Here is a 12,111-nt window from a genome sequence, read left to right as displayed (position 1 = left end):
CCCGTGGGGGTTGCCGTCCCCATAGAGCCAGCCGTCGCAGCGGAGCGAAAAGTGGATCAGAAGGATAGTCGGAGCGAAGCGACTCTATCCTTCCCACTTTTCGCTTCGCTGCGACGGGGACCCTCCGTAGGAGGGCTGGCTCTTTGGGGTCGCCTTCTTTTGCTTACTTTTCTTGGCGAGACAAGAAAAGTGAGCGGCTGCCGGGCCGCCCCCGGCGCGTCCTCACGACCGGAGAAAGATAAGAATTAAGCTAGAGCGCAGGAAAGCATTCCGTGCAGACTGCGCCAAACCGAACAACCGGAAAAACCCCCAGCCAAGACAACAAAAACCAAAAACAAAAACGCCGCCCAACCCAAGGCCGGACGGCGTTCAAGAAAAAGACAATCAGATCAGTTGAAGATCACAGTCTTATGTCCATTGAGCAAGATACGATGCTCGGTAAACCATTTGACAGCGCGCGCCAGGACGACGCATTCGATATCGCGCCCGATGGCAGTGAGGGTATCGGGCCCCATGGAATGATCCACGCGTTCGACGCCTTGCTCGATGATCGGACCTTCATCCAGATCGCCGGTAACGAAGTGCGCAGTAGCCCCGATCAACTTGACGCCGCGATCATGCGCTTGATAGTAGGGCTTGGCGCCCTTGAAGCTGGGCAGGAAGGAGTGGTGAATATTGATTGCCCGCCCGCGCAAGGCCTCGCACATCTCAGGCGACAGGATCTGCATGTAGCGCGCCAACACCACCAGATCGATCTGGTTGGCATCGACGATTTCCATGATCCGCTGTTCCTGGGCGCGCTTGGTCTCGATGGACGAGCCAGTGGCCAACGGCAGATGATGGAAAGGAATGTTGTAGCTCGCAGCCAGCTGATAGAAATCAGTATGGTTGGAGACGATCGCCGGAATCTCCACCGGCAGCAGACCGCTCTTGTAGCGGAACAGCAGATCGTTGAGACAGTGACCGATCTTGGACACCATCAGCATCACGCGCGGCTTCTTGCCCGCATCATGCAACTGCCAGTTCATCTGCAGCGAATCACCCAGCACGCCGAAATCCGCACGCAAGGCCGCGTCCGACACGCCCGCATCCTCCGCGGAAAAATGCACGCGCATGAAGAACAGCTTGGACTGCGCATCGCCAAACTGCGCCGAGTCGATGATGTTGCAGCCGTGATCGGCCAGGAAGCCCGAGACGCGATGCACGATACCGCGCTGGTCCAGGCAGGACAAGGTAAGAATGTATTCCGGGTGAGCCATGAGTGAACTGAGGAATGAAACCGAGATGCGCCAGCGTCCCATCGGCAGCGCCACGCAAGGACGATACCGGCCCGGCTGACCGGGCAAAAGGACGAAAGGCGCTATTGTCGCACGGCCGGGCCATGCGGACAAATCCGGCACACGCAAACGCACGCCAGACGCGTCAAAGCGAGGTCATTCCGACAGAAATCACGACAGATCGGCACGATTTGACAACAAATCGCGCCCTGCCCCGTCAATTATTTCCAAAAAGAAACAAAGCCGGAAAAACACACTACCGGCCCGGCCTCAAGAGGCCTCCTCACCGGACGGCGCGCGGGACTGCGTGCCCGCCACCATCCGCAGGGGAGCTCATGCCGTCTTCTGCAACAGATCCTTCTGCTCGTGACCACCGCCTACCTGCAGGTCACCGGCCAGTTGTCCACCCTCTTCGATCACCAGCTTGCCGTAACGGATCTTGCCGGTCACCTTGCCGCTGGAATAGATCACCAGCTTCTGGCGCACGGTGAGGTCACCATCGAACTCGCCACGGATCTCGGCCAGGTCGATCTCCGCCGAACCCTTGAAGGCACCACGCTCGGCAATCTGCACCACACGGCAGTTGATGGTGGCTTGCACCTTGCCTTCGACGACCAAGGTGTCGCAGTCCTCGATCTCGCCCTTGACCTTGATGTTGGGGCCCACGGTCAGCTTGCTGCCGCTCTCCTCGGTCGCGGCAGGCGCAGTGTTGGAAACGGAAGAAGGATACTGGGTAGGTTTGTTCACGCTGGTCACATTGCCGCCTGGTGTAGAAGAAACGTTGCCCGCACTGCTGAACGGGGAATTGGTCGAACTGGTTTCGCGTTTGCCGAAGAGGGATTCCGAGCGAAGCATGTGATCTCCTGAAATGGGTGTGCCTGATGCGTAAAAATCTACGCGCGAAAAATAAGCCTGCGCCAAGATGCGCACGACAAGGTCATGACGCTCACCGCAAGCGCGGTGGCTGAAATCGCCCCGCACGGTCATCGGGAAGACCGGCAACATGGGGCGGCGTGTCGCAGTGCCGACAAGGCCGACATGACGACAAAGAGGTTCCCTCCCGAACATCCACCTTCGGAATGGAGCAAAACGGAGCGCCCGAACACGATGCATCCGGACATTGTCCGCGAGGAAACCTGTGCGATTCGGCAGGATGCCTTTTGCAAAGTTCACCGCAAATTTGTAACAGTGGAGACTGTTTTCCAGCGGTGCATTTCGCAGTAATTACAGGGCAAATTATTTATATTTTGAAGCGCCTTGTAACTAAAAAAAATGTAACAGTTGTTAGAGCACAGGCGTCGCCTCACGGCGACACCCTCATCACCAAGATCCGCTCTGGATATGGCTTTCATCGAATATTAATACTTCGATGATGATCTGCATTCGCTTTTCGATCAGGTCAAAATACTTAGAATTCGCGAACCACCTGCCCCGGAAATAATTTGGCCGGACAGCAAACCTGAGGCAGGCACGGATGAGCACAATTCACTCTACGGATGAGCCAGTTTCATGCTCCTGGGTGCCATGTTGGCCTCGGCGAGCAACCATGGCGCCGGCCGCCCAAGCGGCTGCGAACGATGTGTCGTGATGTAAGCGTTGAAAAGGAATGTCATCGGGCAAGCACAAGCGCGGCTGCCGATTTATGATGTGACCCATTGCCCGGCGCAGGCGGCTTTGAGCCCACGTGCCGGGCCCTCCCCCTCTTCCCTGACGACACCATGAGCAACGATAGGATCCCCTCGCCGGAATCGCTGGATTCCTTTGGCGCCCACCTCTTTCCGGCGCGCCGCCATTCCACCGCGGCACGCACCCTGGCCGCCCTGATCGCCCTCATCAGCTGGTTCGCCTTCGTGGCGCAGACCGATATCACCATCAACCGCCTGCTGGCGCGCGGCGGCGGGGTGCTCGATGGCCTGGACCGGCTGACCATGTACCTGACCAACCTCACCATCCTCATGAGCGCCCTGTGCTTTACGTCGCTGGCGCTGTCGTTGAAGTCGCCGATGAGCAGGTTCTTCCGGCAACCTGCGGTCATCTCGGCCGTGGTGACCTACCTCGCCTTCGTGGGCATCGCCTACAACCTGCTGCTGCGCCACCTCTGGACCCCGACCGGGTTCCGGGCGCTGGTCAACGAGAGCCTGCACACCGTGGTGCCGCTGCTGGCGATCGTGTACTGGATTTTTTTCGTGCCGGTCTTCCAGGCATCGCTACGGAAGTCGCTGCTGTGGCTGGTCTACCCGCTGGGCTACCTGCTGCTGACCTTGTGGCGCGGGGCGCTCTCGGGCTTCTACCCGTACCCCTTCATCGACGTCAACGCGCTCGGCTACCCGCGCGTGATCCTCAACGCCAGCCTGCTGCTGGCGGCCTTCGTGGCATTGATGGGCTTGTTCATCGCGGTCAACCGCTCAGGCAAGCCGGTCCTGCAGCGCCGCTAGGTCACTGCAGCGACGGTAGCGGGCAACACTGGATCTTGCCCGCTGATCTCACCGGAGTGGCTCGGAAATGGCCAACACCAGCATGAAAAGCATGCAGGCACAGTAGCTCGCACCGATGAGTAAATTTTGGACAACTTTAAGCATGATGAATCCCTCGACAAACAAAGCCGCAACGGCATCGGCACGGCCTGCCATCCCCTGGCAAGGCCGACCCGCCTGACCCGTCCCCGGGCCTCGAATACCCGGCGCAACCGGGGCGGTCGCCGCATTCTAGGCCGAGCGCGGCGCATGGACTGCATCCTAGCCTTTGTTTTACCTAATCTTTCACTGTCTCTTGGTGCAGGTTTCGTCATTTTCTTGATTGCAAGCCTGAGCGAAAAGACACATCCTTGTCACAAGGTCGCGCTAAGCTGCCCCCGCAACGCGCCAAACCTCACAACAATATCCGACAGGAAACCCATCCATGAGCAAGCACGACGACGACATCGCCGGCAGCCAGCCTGCGTCCAGCGATACCCCCGCTATCCCGCAACAACCCGGCCGCCGCCGCTTTTTGGGCAGCATGGCTGCCCTCAGTGCCGGCACGACCCTGGCCGCCTGCGCCACCGAAGGCCAGGGACCGGTCCCCTACCCCAGCGGCAACCCGGCCGAGTCCGCCGCGCTGGACCGCGCCCTGCGCGAGAACGTCAAGACCATCGTGGTGATCTACGCCGAGAACCGCAGCTTCAACAATCTCTTCGCCGATTTCCCCGGCCTGGAAAAACCGCTCTCCTCGCTCAAGCCATCGGATTACCAGCAGCGCGACCGGGACGGCAGCCTGCTCAAGGAATTGCCGCCGGCCTGGAACGGCGTGCTGATCCAGGACCAGAGCGTGGAAGGCGTCAACTATGCCGGCGGCAAGCAATACCAGACCAATTTGCCCAACGCCCCCTACGCCCTCAAGGGCCCGCAAGGCGAAGCCCTGCCCCTGAGCCTGGTCACGCGTGACCTGTGGCACGTGTTCTACCAGAACCAGATGCAGATCAACGGTGGCAAGAACGATGGTTTCGTGGCCTGGGCCGATTCCGGTGGCCTGACCATGGGCCACTATGCGGATACCCGTTACAACCTGCGCCTGTGGGATGTGGCGCGCGAGTTCGTGCTGTGCGACAACTTCTTCCAGGGCGCCTTCGGCGGTTCCTTCCTGAACCACCAGTACCTGATCTGCGCCACTGCCCCCTACTATCCGAACGTGATGAGCTCGGTCTCGCGCACGCAAGTGGCCAAGACCAAAAACAATGATCCGCTCTCGCCGGAACTGGTACCTGCCGAAGGCAGCCCGGCCAGCGCCCTGCAAGGCCCGCCCAAGTTCGGCCCCAGCGCGCTGACGCCGGACGGCTACGCCGTCAACACCATGGCCCCGCCGTACTGGCCGACCTGGAGCCGCGACCGCAACAACCCGGCCTATGCCGAACCGAACCAGCCCAGTGTGCTGGTGCCGCAGACGCACGAGCACATCGGCGACAAGCTCAGCAAGAAAGGCATCGACTGGGCCTGGTATGCCGGCGCCTGGCAGGCCACGCTGGATGAGTTCAAGGATTCCAAGGGCATCCCCAAGATCCCCAATTTCCAGTACCACCACCAGCCGTTCAACTACTTCAAGAACCTGGGTCCGGAAAACCCCGCCGAGCGCAACAAGCGCCTGCGGGATGGCGGCCTGGGCGACGAGTCGCGTACCAACCGCTTCCTGGCCGATGTCGAAGCGGGCCGCCTGCCGCCGGTGACCTTCTACAAGCCGCAAGGCAACCTCAACCTGCACGCTGGCTACGCCGACATCGCCTCGGGGGACCGCCACATCGCCCACATCGTCAAGAGCCTGCAGGCCAGCCCGCAGTGGAAGAACATGGTGGTGGTCATCACCTTCGATGAGAACGGCGGCTGGTGGGATCACGTGGCCCCGCCCAAGGGCGACCGCTGGGGTCCGGGTACGCGCGTGCCGGCGCTGGTGATCTCGCCCTTCGCCCGCAAGGGGACGGTCGATCACACAATCTACGACACCGCTTCCATCCTGCGCCTCATCACCCGTACCTTCGGCCTGGAAAAGCTCGATGGCCTCAAGCAACGTGACGACGCCATGATCGCGCGCGGCCAGCAACCCATGGGGGACCTGACCAACGCGCTGCAGTTCAAGGCCTGATCCCTTTCAGGTCCGCCATGACGACAAGGCCGCCGCAGGGTGCTCCTGCGGCGGCCTTGTTCTTGGAGCGTGAGTGGATTAAGCCAGCCAGGGCGGTGCCGTCTCGCGCAGGTTGATCTTCTTCGGGATCAGCTTGAGATCGAGGAAGGTATCGGCGATCTGCTGCTGCTCGTCGAGAATGGCCTGGGTGATCGGCAGCGTGCCGTAGGTGTAGCGGCGTACCACCACGTCCAGCACGCTCTTGGGCAGCCCGAGGATGCCCGCCAGTTCGCTGGCGTAATCATCTGGCCGCGTCTTGGCAAACTCATCGACCTTGGCCAGCTCTTCCAGCGCGATGCGGATCAGGTCGCCATTGTCGCGGGCGTAATCGCGGGTCGAAAAATAATAGGCGCGGTTCTTCACCACCCCATCCGCATCCGCCAGGATGCGCGCCTTCAAGGTCTGCTGGGCCGCCGCCAGGTAAGGCTCCCAGATGGCCCAGGCGTCTACCGACCCGCGCTCGAAGGCCGCACGCGCATCGGCCGGCGCCAGCCAGACCGGGGTCACGTCGCCATAGTGCAGGCCGTGCTTTTCCAGAAGCTTGACCAGGAAGTAATGCACGTTGGAACCCTTGTTCAGGGCGATGCGCTTGCCTTTCAACTGCGCCGGCTTCTGCAGGCTGTCGTCCTTGACCAGCACCGCTTCCACATAGGGACGCGGCACCGTCGCGCCCACGTAGACCAGGGGCGTGCCGGCTGCTTGCGAAAAGATGGGCGGCGCTTCGCCCACGTCGCCGAAATCGATCGAGCCGGCACCCAGCGCTTCCAGCTGCACCGGGCCGGCGCTGAATTCCACCCACTTCACGGTGGCCCCCAGCGGGGCCAGCCGCTGCTCCAGCGTGCCATGCGCGCGAATGATGCTCAGCGCCCCTTTCTGATACCCCACACGCAACTGCCGCGTGGCCGCATGCGCCCGGCGTGGACTGAAGGCCGCAGCGGCACCGGCAGCCCCCAGAGCCAACCCGGCACCGATGAGGCGGCGGCGCTTGCTGTTCAATTCCACGGTGGCGAGGGCGCGCTGGTGTTTGTCTTCGTACTGCGGCATGGGGACTCCGTCGTTCATGGTTGAGGTCGATACGTCAAGGCTCACAGCTTAGCCAGCCCCCTGCAGGCTGCGAACGAATCATTCCTCCTGTGCATAGAAGGAAAGCGGATAAGTCGCGCCATGCATACCAGCCACAGCCGATCCAGTGCCAGGCTATTTATATCATGTTGTGATATATTTGCCTCCCAGCCCCTTCCAAGCCTGGCGACGTCACCACAACCACGCGCCTCCAACGATCCTGAACCCGGCACTTTCATGAAACACAAACGCGACTACACCGCCGACCGGCGGCTCCCCCTGCTGTGCGCCATCGCGGCGGCCATCGGCCTGCTGTCGGCTGGCGCGGCATGGACGCTCCTGAAGCTCATTGCACTCTTCACCAACCTGTTCTACTTCCAGCGCCTGTCGGTGCAGGCCAGCTCGCCCGCCGCGCACACGCAGGGCTGGATCGCGGCGCTGCTACCGGTGATCGGTGGCCTCATCGTCGGACTCATGGCGCGCTACGGCAGCGACAAGATCCGTGGCCACGGTATTCCGGAAGCGATTGAGGCGATCCTCTTCGGCAAGAGCCGCATGTCGCCCAAGGTTGCGTTGTTGAAGCCGCTATCGTCGGGCATCGTCATCGGCAGTGGCGGCCCCTTTGGCGCCGAAGGTCCGATCATCATGACCGGCGGCTCCCTCGGTTCACTGCTGGCGCAGTGGATGCACCTCACCGCCGCCGAGCGCAAAACCTTGCTGGTCGCCGGTGCCTGCGCCGGCATGACGGCCATCTTCGGCACACCCCTGGCTGCGTTGCTGCTGGCGGTGGAGCTGTTGCTGTTCGAACTGCGCCCGCGCAGCCTGCTGCCGGTTGCAGGGGCTTGCGCCATCGCAGGCTTCGTGCGGCCATGGCTGATCGAAGGCGGGGTGCTGTTTCCGCTGGATGTCGCGCCCGTCGCCCCGGTGGCGCTGCTGTCCTGCCTTGCAGCCGGACTGGCCAGCGGGGTACTGGCGGCCGTGCTGACGCTGGCGCTTTATCGCATCGAGGATGGGTTCCATCGCCTGCCGCTGCACTGGATGTGGTGGCCGGCGCTGGGCGGCATCGCGGTCGGTCTCGGCGGGTTGTGGCAGCCGCGTGCACTAGGCGTGGGCTACGACGTCATCGCCGACCTGCTGAACCAGCACATGCTGGTGTCGGCGGCGCTGGCCCTGCTGCTGGTGAAGGCGGTGATCTGGCTGCTGGCGCTGGGCTCGGGCACCTCGGGCGGGGTGCTGGCACCACTGCTGATGATGGGCCCCGGCCTGGGCCTGGTGCTCTCGCCGTGGCTGCCGGGCGGCTCGCCGGGACTGTGGCCGCTGGCCTGCATGGCCGCAGTGCTGGGCAGCGTGCTGGGTGCGCCGCTGACGGCCATCGTCTTTGCCTTCGGGCTGACGCATGCGGGCAATGCCTTGCTGCCGCTCATTGCCACCACATCCGTGGCCTATGGCGTGAACGTGCTGTGGATGAAGCGCTCCATCATGACCGAGAAGATCGCGCGACGCGGGCTGCATGTGCATCGCGAATACGGGGTCGACCCGCTGGAGCGGGTCCATGTGGACGACCTGATGTCAACGCCCCAGGCGCTGGAGGCGGTGCTGCCGGCCGGTGCAGCGCTGGCGCTGTGCCGCAGGGCCGAGCGCGTGCACCGCTACTATCCGGTGACCGCCCACGGACGCCTGGTCGGCATGGTCGCCCTGAGCCGCCTGCAGTCCGCTGATCCGGCCGAGGGCTGCGGCACCTTGCTGGAGCCGGAAAGCGGCTATCTGCTGCCGCACCTGAGCGCACGCGCCGCGGCCGGTGCGATGGCGCGCCAGGGAGTGGCGCGCATGCCGGTGGTGGCGGGCCCGGAGCGGCGGCTGCTGGTGGGCATGCTGTCGCTGTCCGACCTGGTGCGGGCCAGCGCCACACATGCAGAGGAAGAATCGGTAAGGGAAAAACTGCTCGGCAACTAGGCGCTTTTCACACCTGATCTGCGAGCGATCAAGTGCGAACAGGCCGTACATCAAATGCCACCGCTGAGCTTGCACATCAGGTTGTCATGCGAAACCAGAATCACGTTGATGCCGGCATTGCCGTTGTCCATGCGGAATTCGCTGTTGCCGTTGGAGAGCGAAATGATGCGCACTGCCCGCGTGGCGGTCTCGGTCATGACGGTTTCTGCAGCCATGTTCAGGCAGGTCAGCACACAGCCGCTGCCGGCAGCACAGCTGCGTGTGATGTCGCTGGCCACCGGAGTGGGCGCAGCCGCCGCCGGCACCGGGACGGCCGCCGGCACCGCCACGGGAACCTGGGCGCGCGCCGCTGCGGCGGGAATCAGCAAGACGGACAGCAGCAACAGCAGCGCCCGTGGAGACGGGACAATACACAGCTCAGGCATGAAAGCTCCTCCCTGGTTAACAATTCTGATGGAGCCCGTATTGCATCACAAACAAAAAAAAGGCGCACTTCCTTGCGGAAGTACGCCCAAAAGTAAGCCCCCCTCAGGGCTTCCCGGTAATCCTGTCGCGATGTCCCGGCACGGCATGCACGGGACGTCGGCACAACAATTCGGCCAGAGTCACGTTCCGGGCCGCTGGCCGGGAAGGTGCAGCACCACTGCTGCATCTGGTATGGGTGAACTTTACGTGTTTGCCTGGCCGGCCCATATCGGGAGCTTCCTGACGCGCGGGCCAAACCGATCAGGAAATTCCTGAGGGGCGACGATGCGCATCGGCCCGGGAGGCCGGGAGGGGAGGATTTGCGGCAGATCAAATTGGCATATGGATATGCGCAATGATCCTTTGCAGGAACCTTCATTCAAGGTTAAAGTCCATACCCATAGCAGATTCAACAGCGGCGCCACTTTTCAGATAGAACTGGGCGCCGCGAATCTCTCTCCCCCTGTTTCCCTTCCTGCATTCCCCCTTTGATAGCATCCCGGCCCTGCCCGGCACCGCGCGCGCATTTTTGATAGGATGCGGGCATGGAACCTACTCACATCCCCGAACTGAACGCGCTGGCTGACTCGGTCGAGTCTGCGGGCCTGGGCTTGTCTGCCGTGGTCGCCGGCCTGCGTACCTCGCGCGAAGTCACCAACAAGATCCGCTACCGCGGCGAGATCCGCGAGCTGCCCTCGCGGGAAGCGATGCAGAAGCTGCTGCAGCATCTGCAGGCGGCACTGTTCCCCACGCATTACGGCCATACCGATTTATCCGATGAGACCATCGATTATTTCGTTGGGAGCCAGTTGAATACCGCGTTGTCCATCCTGCGCGAGCAGGTGCGGCGTAGCCTCTATTTCAGCAGCGACGTGGAAGAGGATGGCCTGCTGCGTGAACGTGCCACGGCCATCACGCGGGACTTTGCGCACCAGTTGCCGTCGGTGCGGGACATCCTGGTCAGCGATATCCAGGCCGCGTATCACGGCGATCCGGCGGCCTCCAGCATTTCGGAGATCCTGCTGTGCTATCCGGGCACGACGGCGATCATCTATCACCGCCTGGCGCATGCCCTGCATCAGCTGGGAGCACCGCTGCTGGCGCGGCTCATCGCCGACATCGCGCATTCGGCCACCGGCATCGACATCCACCCGGCCGCGCAGATCGGGCCCAGCTTCTTCATCGACCATGGCACGGGGGTGGTGATTGGCGAGACCACCATCATCGGTCGCAACGTGCGCCTGTACCAGGCCGTGACGCTGGGCGCCAAGCGTTTCCCGCAGGAGCCGGACGGTTCATTGGTCAAGGGGATTGCGCGTCACCCGATCGTCGAGGATGACGTGGTGGTGTATGCCGGCGCGACGCTGCTGGGCCGCATCACCATCGGGCGCGGCTCGGTCATTGGCGGCAACGTCTGGCTCACGCACAGCGTACCGCCCGGCAGCAACATCTCCCAGGCGGAGATGTTGAGCGATTGCCGCCAGCCCTGAGGGCGTTTCGGCTTTCAGCCGCCCTGCTGCCCCTGCGTGGCCGCCGCCTGCGGCACCGGGGCGCGGCCGCAGGCAATCGCGGCCAATGCCAGGGCCGTTGCCGAGAGGCTGTAGAGCCAGAGCGAGGACATCACCGGCAGCAGCAGCCCGGCCAGCATCGGCCCCATGCCGGCACCGATATCCCGCCAGATCGCTCTTCCTGCCAGCGCATGGACGCGCTGCGCGGGCGGTGTGCGGGCGGCGACGATGGGGGCCAGCAACGGCAGTTGCAGGGCCCGCAGGATCACGATCAGGCCGGCGAAGAGCCACAGCAAACCACCGCCGAACCCGACCAGCGCAAGGCAGGTCGCCAGTGACAGCGTCACCAGTACCTTGACTGCGCCGAAGCGTTCGGCGAGCCAGCCGCCCAGGGGGCTCAAGACGATTTCCCCGGCGTAGCGCAGCGCCATCAATATCCCCGCCACCAGTTCGCCGTCGGCCCCGAAGGATTGCTTGCTCATGTAGGCCAGGCCGACGATGAAGAGGCCATCCAGCGTCAGCCCTTCGAGGAAGGACCACCAATCGAGGGCATTGGGCAGCTTCCAGCGGCGGGGCTGGGGCGGTGCGTAGGCGTGCTGAGGCAGGCGGCGTGCGGCCAGCAGGCCCAGCAGCGCGGTGGTCGCCACCAGCGCGAACACCATGCGCGGTCCGATGTGGGGGGCCAGCAGTGCGGCGGTGGGCAGCCAGAGCATGGGGCCGATGGCGATCACGCCGCGCGAGCGTCCGGAGCGGCGGGCTGCGCCTTGGGGGGTGGCGGTGGACATGGCCTGGGTGGAGAGGTTCAGTCCGGCGAAGGCCATGCCCCAGAGCAGGCGCAGTGGCAGGAGTGCCCAGAAGCCGCTGGCCACCGTATAGCCGAGGGCGCAGAGGATGGCGGCACAGACGGCCAGGGTGCAGGTGGGTCGGTCGCCGCGTTGTGCGTAGAAGCTGGCGACCCAGCGATAGCCGACGATGCGCACCAGACGGTTGGCCGCGAGCAGCACGCCGGCCTCGGCGAGGCTGACGTGGAACTGGGCGGCGTACATGGGGAGCAGCAGGTAGAGGACGATATCGCAAGGCAAGGCGGCCGACAGCGACATGGCGGCGTGGCGAGAATCGATATCGGCCTGGCGGTGGTCTGGCGTGGTCATGGGGGCCGATGATGCGCTGCGCGGGATGGGCTGACAAACGATATT

The 12,111-nt window shown here is 63.3% G+C and carries 10 protein-coding genes; 5 read left to right on the top strand and 5 right to left on the bottom strand.

All coding sequences use genetic code 11. The annotated features are described in order from the left end of the window. Positions 1-389 precede the first annotated feature (389 nt). Both purU and FYB76_RS25855 read right to left on the bottom strand, forming a co-directional pair. Complete coding sequence (purU, locus tag FYB76_RS25860) at positions 390-1,259, bottom strand: formyltetrahydrofolate deformylase (RefSeq protein WP_088754050.1); 870 nt, start codon at positions 1,257-1,259, stop codon at positions 390-392. A gap of 351 nt (positions 1,260-1,610) precedes the next feature. After that, positions 1,611-2,132 (bottom strand): polymer-forming cytoskeletal protein, encoded by a 522-nt coding sequence (locus FYB76_RS25855; protein WP_034338708.1) that lies wholly within the window; start codon positions 2,130-2,132, stop codon positions 1,611-1,613. An 84-nt stretch (positions 2,133-2,216) separates the two neighbouring features. Between FYB76_RS25855 and FYB76_RS25850 the strand changes: the two genes are divergently transcribed. From FYB76_RS25850 to FYB76_RS25840, 3 genes are all read left to right on the top strand, one after another. Further along, the gene (locus FYB76_RS25850) at positions 2,217-2,501 is read left to right on the top strand and encodes a hypothetical protein (RefSeq protein ID WP_154135528.1); all 285 of its coding nucleotides are present in this window, start codon (positions 2,217-2,219) and stop codon (positions 2,499-2,501) included. Positions 2,502-2,995: 494 nt separating this feature from the next. Beyond that, positions 2,996-3,712: a Pr6Pr family membrane protein gene (locus tag FYB76_RS25845; protein ID WP_088754049.1), complete on the top strand. Its 717-nt coding sequence runs from the start codon at positions 2,996-2,998 to the stop codon at positions 3,710-3,712. Positions 3,713-4,175: 463 nt separating this feature from the next. Next, a complete protein-coding gene (locus FYB76_RS25840; RefSeq protein ID WP_154135527.1) occupies positions 4,176-5,888 on the top strand; it encodes an acid phosphatase in 1,713 nt (570 codons plus the stop codon). 78 nt (positions 5,889-5,966) lie between these two features. Here the strand turns inward: FYB76_RS25840 and FYB76_RS25835 are convergent, their stop codons facing one another. Next, the gene (locus FYB76_RS25835) at positions 5,967-6,971 is read right to left on the bottom strand and encodes a sulfonate ABC transporter substrate-binding protein (RefSeq protein ID WP_154135529.1); all 1,005 of its coding nucleotides are present in this window, start codon (positions 6,969-6,971) and stop codon (positions 5,967-5,969) included. 255 nt (positions 6,972-7,226) lie between these two features. Here FYB76_RS25835 and FYB76_RS25830 point away from each other — a divergent pair, with 255 nt between their 5' ends. Beyond that, a complete protein-coding gene (locus tag FYB76_RS25830) occupies positions 7,227-8,942 on the top strand; it encodes a chloride channel protein (RefSeq protein ID WP_154135526.1) in 1,716 nt (571 codons plus the stop codon). 50 nt (positions 8,943-8,992) lie between these two features. Here the strand turns inward: FYB76_RS25830 and FYB76_RS25825 are convergent, their stop codons facing one another. Further along, positions 8,993-9,367, bottom strand: a complete 375-nt coding sequence (locus FYB76_RS25825; RefSeq protein WP_088754045.1) for a hypothetical protein — start codon at positions 9,365-9,367, stop codon at positions 8,993-8,995. 585 nt (positions 9,368-9,952) lie between these two features. Here FYB76_RS25825 and epsC point away from each other — a divergent pair. Beyond that, positions 9,953-10,897 (top strand): serine O-acetyltransferase EpsC, encoded by a 945-nt coding sequence (gene epsC, locus FYB76_RS25820; protein ID WP_154135525.1) that lies wholly within the window; start codon positions 9,953-9,955, stop codon positions 10,895-10,897. A 14-nt stretch (positions 10,898-10,911) separates the two neighbouring features. Here epsC and FYB76_RS25815 read toward each other — a convergent pair whose 3' ends face one another. Then, positions 10,912-12,066, bottom strand: a complete 1,155-nt coding sequence (locus FYB76_RS25815; RefSeq protein WP_154135524.1) for an MFS transporter — start codon at positions 12,064-12,066, stop codon at positions 10,912-10,914. Between the last annotated feature and the right edge of the window lie 45 nt (positions 12,067-12,111).

This window comes from Herbaspirillum sp. CAH-3 (assembly GCF_009668275.1).
GTDB lineage: Bacteria > Pseudomonadota > Gammaproteobacteria > Burkholderiales > Burkholderiaceae_D > Herbaspirillum > Herbaspirillum aquaticum.
This window is presented reverse-complemented; position numbering and strand designations above follow the sequence as displayed.